General features: G+C 44.2%; 15 protein-coding genes. 1 reads left to right on the forward strand and 14 read right to left on the reverse strand.

Annotated features, from left to right (window positions below; genetic code table 11):
- Positions 1-527: 527 nt before the first annotated feature.
- From DESYODRAFT_RS18455 to DESYODRAFT_RS18490, 8 genes are all read right to left on the reverse strand, one after another.
- Positions 528-1355 carry an ABC transporter permease gene (locus tag DESYODRAFT_RS18455; RefSeq protein WP_007785398.1) on the reverse strand — a complete coding sequence of 276 codons (828 nt, stop codon included), beginning with the start codon at positions 1353-1355 and terminating at the stop codon, positions 528-530.
- A 1-nt stretch (position 1356) separates the two neighbouring features.
- Positions 1357-2376 carry an ABC transporter permease gene (locus DESYODRAFT_RS18460; protein ID WP_007785400.1) on the reverse strand — a complete coding sequence of 340 codons (1020 nt, stop codon included), beginning with the start codon at positions 2374-2376 and terminating at the stop codon, positions 1357-1359.
- Positions 2377-2458: 82 nt separating this feature from the next.
- Positions 2459-4066, reverse strand: coding sequence for an ABC transporter substrate-binding protein (locus DESYODRAFT_RS18465; protein WP_007785401.1), 1608 nt, complete (start codon positions 4064-4066; stop codon positions 2459-2461).
- A gap of 68 nt (positions 4067-4134) precedes the next feature.
- Entirely contained in the window at positions 4135-5103 is a 969-nt protein-coding gene (locus tag DESYODRAFT_RS18470; RefSeq protein ID WP_007785402.1) for an ABC transporter ATP-binding protein, read from the reverse strand.
- Positions 5104-5113: 10 nt separating this feature from the next.
- Complete coding sequence (locus tag DESYODRAFT_RS18475) at positions 5114-6115, reverse strand: ABC transporter ATP-binding protein (RefSeq protein ID WP_007785404.1); 1002 nt, start codon at positions 6113-6115, stop codon at positions 5114-5116.
- 50 nt (positions 6116-6165) lie between these two features.
- A complete protein-coding gene (locus DESYODRAFT_RS18480) occupies positions 6166-7260 on the reverse strand; it encodes a M24 family metallopeptidase (RefSeq protein WP_007785405.1) in 1095 nt (364 codons plus the stop codon).
- A 90-nt stretch (positions 7261-7350) separates the two neighbouring features.
- Positions 7351-7683 (reverse strand): cupin domain-containing protein, encoded by a 333-nt coding sequence (locus tag DESYODRAFT_RS18485; RefSeq protein WP_007785407.1) that lies wholly within the window; start codon positions 7681-7683, stop codon positions 7351-7353.
- Between the two features lie 101 nt (positions 7684-7784).
- Positions 7785-8333: a helix-turn-helix domain-containing protein gene (locus tag DESYODRAFT_RS18490; protein WP_007785408.1), complete on the reverse strand. Its 549-nt coding sequence runs from the start codon at positions 8331-8333 to the stop codon at positions 7785-7787.
- Positions 8334-8607: 274 nt separating this feature from the next.
- Here DESYODRAFT_RS18490 and DESYODRAFT_RS18495 point away from each other — a divergent pair, with 274 nt between their 5' ends.
- Positions 8608-9138, forward strand: a complete 531-nt coding sequence (locus tag DESYODRAFT_RS18495; RefSeq protein WP_007785409.1) for a ferric reductase-like transmembrane domain-containing protein — start codon at positions 8608-8610, stop codon at positions 9136-9138.
- A 68-nt stretch (positions 9139-9206) separates the two neighbouring features.
- On the opposite strand, the gene DESYODRAFT_RS18500 is transcribed toward DESYODRAFT_RS18495, so the two are convergent.
- The 6 genes from DESYODRAFT_RS18500 to DESYODRAFT_RS18525 form a co-directional block, all read right to left on the reverse strand.
- Positions 9207-9728: a GDYXXLXY domain-containing protein gene (locus DESYODRAFT_RS18500; RefSeq protein WP_007785411.1), complete on the reverse strand. Its 522-nt coding sequence runs from the start codon at positions 9726-9728 to the stop codon at positions 9207-9209.
- The gene (locus DESYODRAFT_RS18505; protein WP_007785412.1) at positions 9721-10794 is read right to left on the reverse strand and encodes a DUF2157 domain-containing protein; all 1074 of its coding nucleotides are present in this window, start codon (positions 10792-10794) and stop codon (positions 9721-9723) included. The genes DESYODRAFT_RS18500 and DESYODRAFT_RS18505 overlap by 8 nt, the downstream gene beginning before the upstream one ends.
- Before the next feature lie 110 nt (positions 10795-10904).
- The gene (locus tag DESYODRAFT_RS18510) at positions 10905-12404 is read right to left on the reverse strand and encodes a hypothetical protein (protein WP_007785413.1); all 1500 of its coding nucleotides are present in this window, start codon (positions 12402-12404) and stop codon (positions 10905-10907) included.
- Positions 12388-13791: a HAMP domain-containing sensor histidine kinase gene (locus DESYODRAFT_RS18515; RefSeq protein WP_007785414.1), complete on the reverse strand. Its 1404-nt coding sequence runs from the start codon at positions 13789-13791 to the stop codon at positions 12388-12390. Before DESYODRAFT_RS18515 ends, DESYODRAFT_RS18510 begins: the two co-directional genes overlap by 17 nt.
- A gap of 1 nt (position 13792) precedes the next feature.
- A complete protein-coding gene (locus DESYODRAFT_RS18520) occupies positions 13793-14491 on the reverse strand; it encodes a response regulator transcription factor (protein ID WP_042339868.1) in 699 nt (232 codons plus the stop codon).
- A gap of 108 nt (positions 14492-14599) precedes the next feature.
- Entirely contained in the window at positions 14600-15790 is a 1191-nt protein-coding gene (locus tag DESYODRAFT_RS18525) for a polysaccharide deacetylase family protein (protein WP_157137212.1), read from the reverse strand.
- Positions 15791-16047: the final 257 nt, after the last annotated feature.

Consider the following 16047-nt stretch of genomic DNA (forward strand, 5'->3'; position numbering starts at 1 on the left):
CCGGTCAATGAAGCACTATATCTATGTCCCGAAATATTGGAAGTAGGAACTGATCCACTAAAACCCGATACTGGATTTCGCCCACCACTTAAACCGGAACTAATGTCCGTTACATCCATTAAACCCGTAAAACCTGTCGCTGCAACATACATTGTTATCTTGTAATGAACCTTACCAGTAACTGGCCATAATTCTAGTAATCCTTTTTCGCCAGGAAATTCGTTAAATGGTTGAATGTCTGAACTAGAATTTTCTATTGCTTTAAGCGGTACTTTGGGATACAGAACTCTTGGGCCGCACTCTTATGAGCATGTTTTCTGCCAGGGAAACAGAGGGACAGGTGCATTGTTTCGTTTTGACGAAACAATGCACCTGTCCCTCTGTTTCTACATATGCTGTAGTTAAAGCTATTAAAAAGCGGAAATCAAAATGGATGAACTATTCGCTGACGGCGGCAGATCAAATTCGTCTGCGCAGACGAATTTGACCTGCTACCAGGCCCTTCTCCTGCCGGAATTGCTGAGCAGTTACAGTTCCTTTCTCAGCCTGGGATCAAGAAAATCCCTCAAACTGTCGCCAATGAAGTTGGTCCCCACCGCCATAGTTAATATAGCTAAACCGGGGAAGGTCCCAATCCACCAATAGTTAAAATTCAAAACACCATCCGCCACCATGGCACCCCATTCCGGAGTAGGCGGAGGAGACCCCAGACCTAAAAAACTCAAGCCCGAGAAAAGAAGAATGGCATTGCCGAAATCTAAAGTAGCCAGCACCAAGACCGGGCCGATGCTATTAGGCATAATCTCATGAAAAAATATTCTAAAATGGGAGGCACCCAGTGATTTGGCCGCTTCCACATACTCATTCTCTTTGTTGGCAATCACCATGCTTCGCATAACCCTGGCATAGTTCGGCCACCAAATAATCACCATAGCCAGCAAGGTATTATAAAGACTTGGCCCTAATGCCGCAGAAATCGTCATTGCCAGGATAATTCCCGGAAAGGCCATTACCATTTCCGAAACCCGCATCATGATTTCATCCGTCAATCCGCCAATATAACCCGCGATTCCTCCGTAAATCATGCCGATAAATGAGGCCAGAATAATAGTAACCAGACCGGCGATCAGTGAAATCCGGCTGCCTATCAGGACCCGGCTGAAAACATCCCGCCCAATGCTGTCCGTACCAAACCAATGCAAACTGCTTGGCGCTTGAAAGCGGTTGGCCAAATCCTGCCCCAGATAACTGTATGGGGTTATCAGCGGCGCAATAATTGCAATGACAATCCATAAGCTGCAAACAATGATTCCTATTGAAAATAATAAATTATTTTTCATAATTCGTGCCAGCATATTAACGATACCTCACTCTGGGGTCAAGAATTCCATATAAAATGTCTACGACAAGATTAATAACAACGTAGTTAATGGAAATCAAAATAGAGACCCCGATGATAGCAGGAAAATCTAAGTTTCCTGCCGCTTTATAAGCATATTGCCCGATACCGGGCCAGGCAAAAATCGTTTCTACTAAAACCATACCCCCTAAAAGATTGCCGAACCCAATTCCAATAACCGTAACGACCGGTATCAAGGCATTGCCTAAAGCATGACGCACAATAATCATTTTTTCAGTCAGACCTTTGGCCCTGGCCGTACGAATAAAGTCTAAAGACATCACTTCCAACAAGCTGGAACGAGTGGTACGAGTAATCAAACCCATAGTAAATGAGCCTAAAACCAGGCCGGGCAGCAACAAATGCTGCAGGGCATCCACCGCCAGGTTCCAATTACCTGCCAAAAGAGCATCAATAACATAAAGATTGGTGACTCCCACAGGCGGTGCCAGATAGGGGCTTATCCTCCCCGGTCCCGGTGCTATCCCTAACTTGACATAAAAAAGCAGTAAGAACATAAGTCCCAGCCAGAAACTAGGGACTGATACTCCTAAAACAGAAATTCCCCTTATTAGCTGATCCGTTGCGCTGTTGCGTTTGATGGCCGAGATGATGCCAAAAAGCATTCCAAATAAAACCGCAATAAGAATAGAAAAAAGTGCTAATTCAATGGTTGCCGGAAAATAGTCCTTCAGGTCTTCCATCACAGGACGTTGAGTTCTGATTGACGTGCCCATGTCTCCCTTGACTAAATTGCCTACATAAATAAAGTATTGGGTGTATAAAGGTTTATCCAGGCCCCACTTAGCTTTGAAGGTTTCTACCATTTCCGGGTTATCCATGTTCCTCTGACTTAAATTGGCCAAAACAGGGTCACTGGGTACAGAGTGGGAGATGATAAAGACAACTAATGAAACTCCAATGACAAGAAAGGTTAAAAATAACAATCTTCTGGCTATGTATTTTAGAAGTCCCAAATGACATTTCACCTCCTTCAGGCCTTTTGGATATTCTATTGAGGGCAGATGCCAATAGGCACCTGCCCTTACTATTTCCAGACTATTTTGCAGAAACATTCTTGAGATTGATTTTATAAAGGTCGATATAATCTGTACCCTGGATGTTATCACGAGTAGCGTAATGACGAGCATGCTGCAATAAGACATTAAAGGCGCTATCTTCATCCATCATCGTTTGAATTTCTTCCAGGTACTTGATTCGGGCAGCTTTGTCAACTTCAACCGCAGCTTTCTTGCCCAAATCAGCTAGTTTAGGATTCATCTCAGCGGTCCAATTAGCCCGCAAACCAACTGGGCTGCCGGGTAAGAAGGCTAACTGGCTGTTCGGATCCGGATAGTCCGGACCCCAATACCACAGAGACAAAGCTTGGGTGCCTTTACGATAGGGGTCAAGAGCAACCATAATATCCGAGGGTTTGATTTCGGTTTCAATGCCGATCTGGAGCAAGTCGTTCTGAATCTTTTGGGCAAGTGTAGGTAAATCCATACCCTCAACAGCCAAGGTGGCTACTTCCAGCGTGGTCTTAAAGCCTTTCTCATAACCGGCCTTTTTCATTAACTCTTTAGCCTTTTCCACATCTTGAGCGGTTTTCGGATCCCGCGGAGGCAACGTACCTAAAAATCCGACTTGGAAAGGTGCAACCGGGGTGATGGACCCTTCACCGGCAATTGTCTGCATCCCTTGATAATCCAAAACCAGGCGGATGGCTTTCTGAACATCCGGATTGGCAATAGGACCTCCAATTTTGGGGTCACGGTTCATTAATAAAAAGGTCAGGGTCATGGCTTGAGCTTTTTTAATTTCAATGCCCGCCTTATTTTGAATTTGTTTAACATGTTCAGGGCCTAAGTTAAAGGCGATGTCGATATCCCCTTTTTCGAGCATCATTAATTGAGTTCCCGGATCGGAAATAGCTTTTAGAACTACTTTATCGTAGTAGGGAGCTTCGCCCCAATAATTTTGATTGCGGGCTAAGACCACTTCCACTTTAGGGGTATAAGATTCAATCACATAGGGACCAGATCCCGCAGAGTGTGTATCAAACCACAATTTCGCTTTATCGCTGGTATTGGCATCTGCTGCATTGGTAGCGCCATGCTCCATAGCCACTTTGCTATCGATAACACCAAAGGCATTATAAGTAAGTTTTGTTAAAAAAGAAGCATCCTGCTCTTTTAAGTTAAAAACCACTGTCTTGGCATCAGGGGTCTCGATTGATTTAATACCATCCGCCAAAAATGCACCATTGCCCTTTAAGCTAATGGATCTCTCCACACTCCACTTGACATCTTGGGCAGTAAGCGGATTGCCGCCGGAAAACTTAATTCCCTCCCGCAGCTTAAAGGTGTAACTCAGACCGTCCTGGCTGACCTCATGACTTTCAGCTATGCCGTATACAGGTGCATCCAAGTTATCTTCAAACTGCATCAAGGTATCATAAACCGGATGCAGAACGAGCAGGGCATACACCTCATAAGCCAGACCGGGGTCAAAGGTTTCATAATCCGGATCAAGGGCCATAATCAACTGTTTATTACCGTCCGTGGCTTCAGGCTTAGTGGCTGCATCTTTACTCCCGCCACATCCTGCCGTAAAGAGCAGCACTATGGTCAACATTGCCAACAGAATTCTAAGCTTCTTTCTCACTGTTCTCTCTCCCTTCAAATTGTAAGTTCAACTATAGGTAATTATTCGATAATCCCTCCTTCTCCTGATCATTTAACTAAATGACAAGCTGCACAATGACCTGCAAACACCTCCTTTAGCAGAGGCTCCTCTTGACTGCATAAGTCTATCGCCTCAGGGCACCTGGTATGAAAGCGGCACCCGGATGGAGGATTTGCCGGGCTTGGCACATCTCCTTTAAGCAGGATCCGCTCTCTTCGATCATCCGGATCAGCATTGGGAATAGCTGAGATCAAGGCCTTGGCATAAGGATGCTGAGTGTTACGATAAATATCCTCATGACTGCCAATCTCCACAAGTTTTCCCAGGTACATAACCCCTACCCGATCGCAGATATGATGTACGACACTTAAGTTATGGGAGATAAATAAATAGGTCAGATCATATTCCTTCTGAAGGTCTTCCAATAAATTAATAACCTGGGCCTGAATCGAAACATCCAAAGCAGAGACCGGTTCATCGCAGATGATCAGCTTGGGATTCAAGGCCAAAGCCCTGGCAATGCCTACCCTCTGCTTTTGCCCTCCCGACATTTCATGAGGATAGCGGCTTAAATGATACTCAGAAAGACCGACTCTTTCCATTAAATCCTTAATCTTCGCCTTACGCTCGATTTTGGTTCCCACTTGGTGAATGTGAAAAGGTTCATTTAAAATATCATTAATCGTCTTTCTTGGATTTAAGGAAGCACTTGGATCCTGAAAAATTAGCTGGATTTTTTTGCGCATTTCTTTCATTCTCTTATTATTGAACGAAAAAATATCCTCACCTTCGAAGATCACCTTACCGGCATTTGGCTTATACAGGCCTAGTATTGTGCGTCCCAGAGTACTTTTACCGCAGCCTGATTCACCCACCAAGCCAAAGGTTTCTCCTTTAAACAGCTCAAATGAGACATCGTCAACTGCTTTTATGTATTTTTTATGTAAGGATAAGCTCCCTTCCGTTTGAAAATACATCTTAAGATTTTGAATCTGAACAAGTAAACTATCTTCCATATTTTCACTCCTACCCCTGTTTGCCTTCATTCACATGGCGCCAGCATCTGACAGCACGTTCTTCCGTTATATGAACCAATTCCGGAGTCTTCTCGGAGCAAAGTGAGGTTGAATAGTTACACCGCGGTTGAAAGCTGCAGCCTATCGGCATGTTGAAAGGACTGGGAACAGTGCCTTCAATTGTATGCAAGCGCTGCTTTTCTTTTGTTATAGTAGGAATAGACCGCAGCAGCCCTTCCGTATAAGGGTGCAGCGACTCTTTTATCAATTCTTTGAGCGGGCTGGACTCGACCACCTGCCCTGCATACATAACCACCACACGATCACACATTTCGGTAATGATCCCCAGATCATGGGTAATCATAATAATGGCAGTATCGATTTCCTTACGTAAATTCTTCATCAATTCCAGAATTTGAGCTTGAATTGTTACATCAAGAGCTGTGGTCGGTTCATCTGCCAGGAGCAGCTTAGGACGGCAAGCCAAGGCCATGGCAATCATAATCCTTTGCCGCATTCCGCCGGATAATTGATGGGGATACTCTTTGAATCTTTGCTCCGGAATTGGAATACCCACCATCTTCAAGAGTTCTAAAGCGCGTACTTTAGCCTCCTTTTTAGTAAAGCCTTTATGCAGCAAGAGCGGTTCCATAATCTGTTTACCACAAGTATGAATCGGATTTAATGAGGTCATTGGCTCCTGAAAGATCATTGAAATTTCATTACCCCGAATGGTTCGAACCTCTTCCGGCGATAAATTTCTTAGATTCCGCCCATTGAACAAGATATCTCCAGTCGCCTCTCCGGGAGGATTAGGAATTAAATTCATAATTGAGAGAGCAGTGACACTTTTACCGCTTCCGCTTTCCCCTACAATACCCAGCGTCTCCCCGGAACGTATTGAAATACTCACATCCCGGACAGCCCTAAAGGCCCCCTCCGAGGTTCTGAACCGCACATTCAGGTTGTTTATTCTCAGTAAATCCTCATTGTCTAATAAAACATCTCTCATCGCTCATGTCTCACAATCATAAAAGATTTATCATTTAGGTACAGCGATTCTTACGCCTCGATTAATTCCCGGGGAAAATTATTAAAACGTATCGGTCCATTTTCGGAGAGTCCGACAATATCTTCAATGCGTACCCCATATTGCCCCGGTATATAAATACCCGGTTCAATACTGAACGTCATTCCGGTCTGCAAAGTTTCTTGATTACCCGAAACTATAAAGGGGTCTTCATGGATATCCAACCCTATACCATGGCCTGTTCGATGAATAAAATACTGTCCATATCCCGCTCGTGAAATGGTATCCCGGACGGCCTCATCGACTTTTTCACAGGAAATCCCTGCGCAAACTGCTTGAAAACCAGCTTCATTGGCATCTTTGACAGCTTGGTATATTTTCTTGATCTCCGCGGAGGCTTTACCTACCGAGAAAGTCCGGGTCATATCTGAACAGTACCCTTGAAAAAGCCCTCCGAAATCCAAGACCACCAAATCACCTGGAATCAGCCTTCTTTCACTGGTATGGTGGTGAGGGGATGAGGTATTAGGTCCTGAGGCTACAATAGGTTTGAAAGAAAGCTCCTCCGCGCCATATTCTTTAAGCTTGCCTTCCACAAAAAATGCCAATTCCTTTTCAGAAATATCTGGCTTGATGACCTTTAGAACCTCCGCCATAACCTTGTCCGTTAATCTTCCGGCCATTTCTAAAAGGCTCATCTCATTGTGGTCCTTAATCATTCGAACTTGTCTCATAATCTTTGCGGCACCGGTAAACTCGAACCCGGAGAACGCTTTTCTGACCTGCAAAAAGTGTCCTGCCCACATTCTTTCATCGATGGCAGCCAGTGCTGAGTGTCCCTTGATCAAAGGAAGCAGCAAGTCAACAGGATCTGTTCCATCAGACCAGGTCAGTAATTCAAAGCTATTCTCTTCAACATCTTCTGCCGCTTCCCGATACATCTCCGGCAGAACCATAACCGGCTTGCCTTCTGCAGGCACCAAATAAGCTTGCAGCCTTTCATCGGCTGTCGTCCTTAATCCGGTGAGATAAAAAAAATTGGCTGAAGGGGCCACTACCAGATAATCCGTGCTTTGAGATTTCATAATTGCTTGAATTCGTTTGATTCTTTCTTTAAATACATTCATTAATATGTATCCTCCTTGTAAATCCTGGCATTTTTCCTTCTTTTTATATTGCTGGCCTGGCAGAGAACTCATTCAACTAAAGATAATTAACTACTTTACCATGAACCAAATTATTTCACAGTTTTCTGTTCCATCATTGAAGGCCCAGTGCTCTTCACCTGCCGGTATGATCGTAGCTTGCCCCTCGGATATGCGGCATTCTTTTCCCCCGCTCATGGTTAAAAGTGATCCGCTCATTATATACGAATATTCATGTTCGGCATGAACTCCCGCACCTTCTGCCGGGACTCTTGCCCCGGGAGGAAATACGACGGTTCCCATTGTCACGTTAGCATCCTTCGCTGCATTACTGCCGAAAAGGGTTTTCATGATCACATCGTGACGATTTGCTGCTTCGATATCTTTGGTTGTTACAATTTTCATGGTGTGCTTTCTCCTTCTCTACTTCCTTTGAAGGGCCTAATTCGACATATCAGAGGATAGCTTGGATAAGTGCTGTCAGCCTCTATTGAAGAAACTATTGATTACTCATGAAAGATGATCGGGGTAAGTACGGCGATCATATGAACTGCTTCGTCAGTTGGGTTATGCCAAGTATGATTTAAGGTGGAGGGGAAATGAATCGTATCCCCTTCGTTCATTTCATATTCCTTGTCCCCTACCATCATTAAAACCCTGCCCCGCAAAATATAGTAAAACTCTTCACCGGGATGGTTAAATATAACCTCTTGCCCTTGCAAGGGAGCTAATACTATGTGAATTGGTTCCAATACTTTGCCCGGAAAGTTTCCTCCTAATCGAGTAAACACTGAATCAGATCTCTCAATTTGAAATGGCTTCCGCGCTTCCACAGGCGTAAAAAAACTGTTGCTTTCTGTGCTTTCAAAAAAGGAGGACATAGAAACCTTAAAGACATCGGCAATCTTCTGAAGGGATGTAATAGCCAAGGAGCTGTTTCCCCGTTCGACTTGAGAAAGAAAACTGACGGATAAACCTGTTTTTTCACTCAGTTCTTTAAGCGTCATGTTCATGCTGACACGCAAACTCCTAATACGCTCATAGATATTATCCATAAAATACCTCGAATTCCTTAAATAATTTAGTTATATGAAATATATTACAGTATTACTAAAAAGTCTAGACATTGAACCACAATAATACAATATTTTACTGAACACTCCGATAATACTAAATCAAACAATGCAAGTCATTCTGAGCCAAAGAGTTTATTAATTTCAGCCTAATTTACTCTATAAAAATTGTGCAAATTTCCAAAGGAATTGAAAAATGAACAACGAATATATTGAGAGCTGATGAATCTAAAAAAACTATTGGAGGTTCTTAACATTGATAAGAATAGCTGGGTATATTAAATCTCCTTATCAGAAAATCGCCTATATTTTTACTCTTACCCTAGTATTATATATAGCCGGTTCGGGGTTATTTTCCATACCTCTTAATTCAACGACTATGAACATCTCGGCCAGAGCAGGAGGGTTATCCTTTTACGCCATAGGGGCCTTGTTTCTGCTGACGGTTATCAAAGCGGCCTTTCTTGAATTTGTCAAAAACAGCTCAATACGAAGCAGCGGACAAACGATCTTCCGCTTTCTGCATAAAGCCCTGGGCTGGTTCATCCTTATTCTCGCAGGCTATCACAGTCTGTTCTTTTTGTACTATTACATTTGGCCGGTCGTTCCTATCTCTATTTTTGTTGTTATTACCGGACTATGTGCTATGGCCTGCTTATTCTATGTAATAATCTTAGGCAGAAACACATTCTTCAAGAATTCAAATTATGAATCCATGTATTTTAAACATGTTTTTGCAACCCTCCTGCTCATATTAATAACCGTCCTTCACCTGAATCTTCTTTAAAAAAAAGGCCCGAAAGGCGTTAAAAAACGTCCTCTCGGGCTGATTTTTTGTGCATTATTTTCCGAAAGCTAGCGACGGGCAATTCCCGTCAGAACTCCATATCCGCCCAGGACCTTAACCGTTCCTTCCAGCCCACCCTTGATAGATTCCTGCTCAAGCTCTTTGCCGCTTCCCTGCTCAACAAAATACTTATCCAAACTGTAATCCACCCGGTAATTGGCCGCTTCACCGGCTTGCCCAAACCCATTAAATCCTTCTCTGAATTTTCCTTTTAAATAGACTCCTTGCTTTGGTTTAACGTCACTAACCTGATCGACAACAAAATATTTGCCCTCTTGTTTAAGACTTACATAAAGATTCTTATTGTATACCTTATCCAGGGACAGGTCCACCTTAGACTTGGGCACATCTGAGATTGCAAAATTCAGGGCGACATAGTCCCCTCTGAACAAATCTGTAGGGTCATAAGCCTTTGTTTCCAGAAGGATCTCCTGCCCGAAGAGAACCGTTGCCTGAGGTTTGATCGTCATCCCCAGGAGAATCAGCAAGGGAAGCGCTATAGCTAATAAGAACCTTGTTTTCTTACTCATGCCTGAATCCCTCCTTTTGCTGACTCCTCATCCGTTCAAAGTAGAAACCAAAGGCGAGTAACAGCAGCCCTCCTACAATAAAAAACAGGGATTTCGATAAAAAGGCGTAGGTGTCTGCATAATAGCGGAAGATAGTAACACATACAAAGACTAAGCTTATTAGGCTGCCCTTTCTGATCAGGAAAAACAGCAAAGCGACAAAAGCGAGGGCAAAGAGGATACTCGCTAACCGCGTGGACTGAGCGCTGAGCAAAACATCCCATAATTCAGGAACGGTCAGCATGACGCCGGTCACTCCAAAGAGAACGTTGCCCTGAACCCGGAATATATCCCGCTCAAAGTTGTGCTTCAACCCATACATGACCAGTCCTATTAAGAAAAAGAGCAGGGTTGCAAACAAACCTTCAACCTCATATCGCAACGTGATTTGCAGGATGAAGCTCAGTGTCGTTAGATTAGCGAAGAACAAGAGCAGCCTTGATTTATCAAAGTAGCTGTAAGCAAAATACATCAGGGGAACTCCTGCCCAACCCGCAGAGAGTAAACCCTGTTCAAGAGAGCCCAAAAGGTAGACCCCGAAGAGGATGTTCCCAAACAGCATTAAATACTTATCCTGAAGGTGGAAGGCCATAGGGATTACTCCTATGGACCAGAGCAGAAACGCCGTGGGAAACTCTCCGCCAAAATGATACATTTGCCCAATGAGAAAAATGCCCGCTCCGTAAACCAGAGTACCCAGGTAAATCAAACTCCGCCCGGTGCGGGGATTGTTTTCCGTAAGCATATAGCCTGCCAGGTTTACTCCTCCGAAAATTCCGAAGATGATCAGGAGCTTCGTAAAATGACTCATTCCCTCCCAATTGCTGGCAATGAAGCTTAAGATTCCAAGGCCCACCAAAATAGCGCCAATCGTGACCACAACTTGAATAAAGTTAAGTCCGCCCTGTACTTCATAATTCTCCAGAATCCCAGTCTTTTGCTCTCCTGAAATAAGACCCGTACTTTCAAAATAGTCTAGTTCCTTACTGACTAAGGAGAAGTCCGCTTTCCTTATTTGACGTTTCAAACTGTTCCCCCCTTTAATGCTTACTGGCAATCCTCTGTATTTTCTTAAGAATTGTTCTTATTTAATATTCTACTCTAGGAACAGTTATTTTACAATACAGTTTCCCTTGATCACTGGCTTTCATTTCCTGTTACTTCGGCACCATTGGCAAGAAATGCTTTTTCCCAATTATCGACGTAAGACCCCGTAGCCCACTCCGCCATGATGATTGAGCTCCCGGGCTCCAGATCGATTTTAGCCAAGGCCTCACTTTCCAATTGACCCATACTAATAGGGTAAACCAGAAGCTTAGTCTTGGTTACGACAAGGGCGATATCCTGATTGGGAGAAGTAAAGGCATCCACAGCATCCGGGACACGATCTTTTATATACTGCCAACTAAGATATAACGTATCGTAGAAGATTAATTTGGCAGGGGGAACTAAATTGATGTTAAAATCCAGATGGCTGGGGTCATCAGCATTTTGTAAGGTATAATTAATTCTGCCTCTCAGATACCAATGTCCATTCTTACGGGTCAGCCCAAAATTCTGCTCCAAACTGTCATCATCGATATCTATAATATGCGGATTATTATTTAAAGTCCGGCGTGCCTGAGCCCTTGCGTTACTGAATGTTGAAGATCCGCCGTAATCGAGCAAGTCGGAAAACTTGATTCCTTCAAGGGCCGAGATTTTATCCACCGGCAGCACCTGCAGTTGATTCCCATACCCTTGATTTTCCACTGCAACATAGTCATTCCCAACGTAATGAATTATTTTTTTACCCGTTCCCTTATTAACCTCGCCCCGGCTAAGTTTCAGGCTGCTCAATTGTGGTTCTTGGACCTTCGTAGAAACATCGTGAGCCGATAGCCAATCTTCCATCGTTGATCCTTCCTGGATTTGAGGCACCTGAAGTTCCCAAAAGCCGCTGCTGCGCGGAAAAAAGATATTGTCTTCTGTCAGAACCGGATTCAGCTTCTTATTTTTGGAAGCCAACCATACCGTCTGATATCTATAGTCGGTATTATCTGCGCCCTTGCCAGCACCTGATCCATCAGGTATTTTTAACCCCACCAGAACCCCTGATGATCCCTGGCTGCTTTGTTCGTTTGCTTGATAGTCATTAAGGTTAGCCAAGGCTAAAGAACTGTCCACTTGATCTGAGAGCTTTTGAAGATACAGCGCCTTATTTTGGACAAAGGCAATGAGTCTCGCCTCATCAATTTTCATGAATTCACCTAAAAAGTTCTCCCCTGCAGATACAGTGATGACCTCTATCTCTTGATTATCGGGCATCAAATCACTGGAAAGATTCAAATATTTAGTGGTCAGGTATTGAGCAGAAGAAACTTTCTTAAGTTTAAAGGCGGGATTGCTCCAGACATAATCACCCAGCACAGCAACTTCGCGTGTGAATTGAATGGTCTTGCCTTCCCAGTTCTGATGGTACTCTTCAAGATTTCCATCGGCCTGCAGGTCTTGATTTACCTCCCACTGCCCTTCCAAGGGGCAGCTATCAGGAACCGGAGGAACAATCTTCCCCGCTGTCGTCCAGGAAAGGTTAGTGCAACCGCTGAGCAAAAGTAAGGAAAGCACAGCAAGCAACACCTTATACGCTCTTGGCATAGAACTTCTCCCCTTTTGGTAAGCTGATAAACACCTTTGTCCCTTGATTAAGTTCACTGGTGATCTCCATTTTTCCACCCATTAGGCTCACAATCTCTTCGCATATGGATAAGCCAATTCCATTTTTCGAACGTGAACTTTTCCCCTTATAAAACTTTTCTTTAACCATAGGCAGCTCATCAACTGCTATCCCACAACCGGAATCTATAATACTAAACAACAATTTCTCACTTTTCAGTTCCAGGTTAAAGCTTACCAGACCACCCGCAGGGGTAAAATTAAAGGCATTATCCAAAATATTAATAAACAATTGCTTGAGTCGGTTGGCATCTGTCCATAAGTTCGGTAAATCTTCAGGGTATTGAACTGTGAAGTTAATATTCTCCCGCACTGCCCTGGGAGTTAATTGTTTCTGAATATGCTCCATAAGAGAGGACAAGTTAATTTCTTCCTTTTGCAGTTTCACCCGGGCAGAGACGAACTTTGAAAAATCCAGCAGTTCTTCTACCATTAAAGTAAGTCGTTCACTCTCTTTGGCTATGATTCCCAGACCATCCGCCAGCATTTCTTTCTGTTGGAATTGCTCATTCTTCAAAGTGATAGCCCAGCCCATGATTGATGTCAAAGGGGTGCGCAGCTCATGGGAAACCGACGAGATAAAATCATTTTTCAGCTGTTCCTTTTTGACAATCTCATCCGCCATATAATTTAGAGTGTCTGAGAGCTTCCCTATCTCGTCTTCATGGGTTTTTTTACTGCGCGCTTGAAAATTACCGCCAGCCATTTCCTGAGCCACTGCAGTAACCTCTTGCAAAGGGATAATAATCGTATTGGCTAAGAAAACACTAATCAGCCCGGCAACTAAAACCACCGCCAGGCCGATTGAAACAAAGATATAAGCCGTATTCTGAATATCCTGGTCCACAGCGCTCAAGGAAGTAATAAAGCGCAAGGCCCCCACTATTTCATTGTCGGCCATTAAAGGGTGAGCCACAGCCATAACCTTTTGGCCATTCAAGCTTCCAATCCATGTCCCGGTTTTTCCATTTAAGGCGTCCTGGATATCGTTTGTCACCGCATGTCCAGGAGGAATCACACCCAAGGAATCCATCACAATGCTGCCATTCTGATCGACAATCTCCACTTCGGCATTACTTTGATTCCAGAAGGCATCCACATTATATAAGACATTTTCCTGTAAGGAGGTGTCAGAAAAATATTTAGCATACAAATCAGCGGAAATCTTAATCTGGTTAGTGAGGCTTCCTTCTAAACTTCCATAGTAGTTTTGCCGTACCGTGTAGATAAGGAGAACTTCGAGGATGCTGACTGTGATGATGATAACGATCATAAAATTAGCCGTCAGCCGCGCCCTGATCCCTTTCATATTAAGATTCCTGCTGCCATCGATACCCGGAACCCCAAACCGTTTTAATAAACTCCGGCCGTGAAGGGTTGTCCTCAATCTTTTCCCGTAAGCGTCTAATATGGACATCCAGCGTTTTAGTATCCCCGAAATAATCCTCACCCCAGACCGTATTCAGCATTTCTTCCCGTTTAAGTGCTCTCCCGGGATTCTCCATAAATACTTTTAATAAGCCAAATTCTATAGGAGTTAACTCTATTTCATGATCCTTCTTATAAAATTTATTAGCAGTAATATTCAAGCATAAGTCCCCGCATCTAAAGATCTCTTTGGGATCTCTAAGGCCTGCGCCCCGCCGCAAAACAGCCTTTACCCGGGCAATTAATTCTAAGGGGTTAAAGGGTTTTACCATATAGTCATCGGCACCCAGTTCCAAACCAAGGATTTTATCTGTATCCTGGCCCCTGGCTGTCAGCATGATCACAAAGGTTTCCTGCCTCGTCTCCCGGATTTTCTGGCATACTTCCAAACCACCGATACCAGGCAGCATGAGATCAAGCACGACCACCTTAGGGGCAAAGGTCTCCAACATCTCAAGGGCTTCTTCCCCAGTCGCCGTATCACTGACTAAGTAACCCGCCGCGCTTAAGTTAAGGGTAATGAAGCGCCGGATCGACTCTTCATCTTCAACAACCAGTACCTTCATCTTTATATCCTTCACCTGATCACCCCGTTTATCCGGTTTTACAAACATCATTGTACCATTACCTTCTATTGTAAACCATATAGCCTCCCAAGAGGTCTTGCACAGGACATTTTCTTAATAATCTTAGTTCTGCAGACCCGCGGTAAACACCATAGGCAAAACATCAGGACCAAGCACCCCAAAGGAAAAGCCTTCTTTTCTTAATAATTCAATAATCTTTGGCAGCGCCTCGATGGTCGTTTCCTTACCGACCAGATCATGCAGCAAAATAACAACCCTGTTCTTGCCTTGAATCTGCCGCTCAACATTTTGTAGTATCTGCTCCGCGGGAACTAAGCGGGCTCTGGTATCCCCCGGATCAACATTCCAGTCCTCCATCAAATACCCTTCGGCGTCAACAGCATTAAAATACTTGATATTAAAATGACCCACTGTTCCTCCCGGAGCCCGGACTATTAAGGGGCGTATACCAATTGTATTATAAATTATCTCCTCAGCCTTCTTCACATCGGCCAGAAAATACTCAGGTCCTTTATACACCTCAGCCATGTTATGAGAATAAGTATGGTTTCCGATGGCATGCCCCTGCTCATACTCTGCCTTTAGCAAATCCGGATAAAGCTCCATCTGCCGGCCGATATTGAAAAAGGTGGCGTGGAGATTTTCTTCGGCCAAAATTGCCAGAATGCGTGGCGTCGTGCTGGGATACGGCCCATCATCAAAGGTCAGGAAGGCCATTTTTTGGGTTTCGGGATGGAAGCTGCGTTGGCGCATGGCTAAACCCGGAGCTGTAGGAGGGTTGCCAGCCTCATCATAGTATGGATGAATGGGGGTGTCTGGTGCCCCAGGTAAGACCATGGTTTTTTCCGGTTCGGCTTGGACCGGCTCCTGTGGTGATACAACCGCCGGCGATTCAGCCGGAGACTGAGATTCTCCGGTTAGGGGCTGGGAATCTACTCCGGGCTGAGTCTCCCCATTCCGGGATAAATCCTCAATGGCTTCACTTCCTGTCCCCTCTGCATCAGCCGGATATTCCCCCCGGTCAGGCAGGTCCGAACTCGGTTCTATCGCTGTTTCCGGCTCCTCAGCCTTTGAAGCCGCTCCGTCACTTCGATCAATACCCCCGGCATGAGACCCGGCTTCTCTTCTGTCAGGAGAAGGGATAGATGCCTCGTCAAGTGCAGGCGAATAGTGTAAGCGAATAACGGACTGAGTAGCAATACCCCATTCAGGAAATCCGGCCATTAAGAAAATACTTAAGATGATCAAGCAAACCATAACTATTAGCCTGCTCATGATTTTTATTTTCGACACAGTCCTCTCTCCTCCCTCCTAAAACTTGTCCATGTCTTATAAAAACCGTTCTATCTTACAATACACCTAATAAGCTAATTCTTTTTTACAAAGATCTTAATAATAGTTACAAAATAGTTACGGTTATTGTGATTTAATGTTATCTAGTAAATTTAAGAGCAGAAGTCCACGAACTGAAAGTTCGTGGACTTCTGCTCCTTAAGCTCGGAAATTATCCTATCAGACTTCCATGCCGCTGCCGCAGCACCATCAGATGA

Origin of the sequence: Desulfosporosinus youngiae DSM 17734 (genome assembly GCF_000244895.1) — a bacterium.
Classification (GTDB): domain Bacteria; phylum Bacillota; class Desulfitobacteriia; order Desulfitobacteriales; family Desulfitobacteriaceae; genus Desulfosporosinus; species Desulfosporosinus youngiae.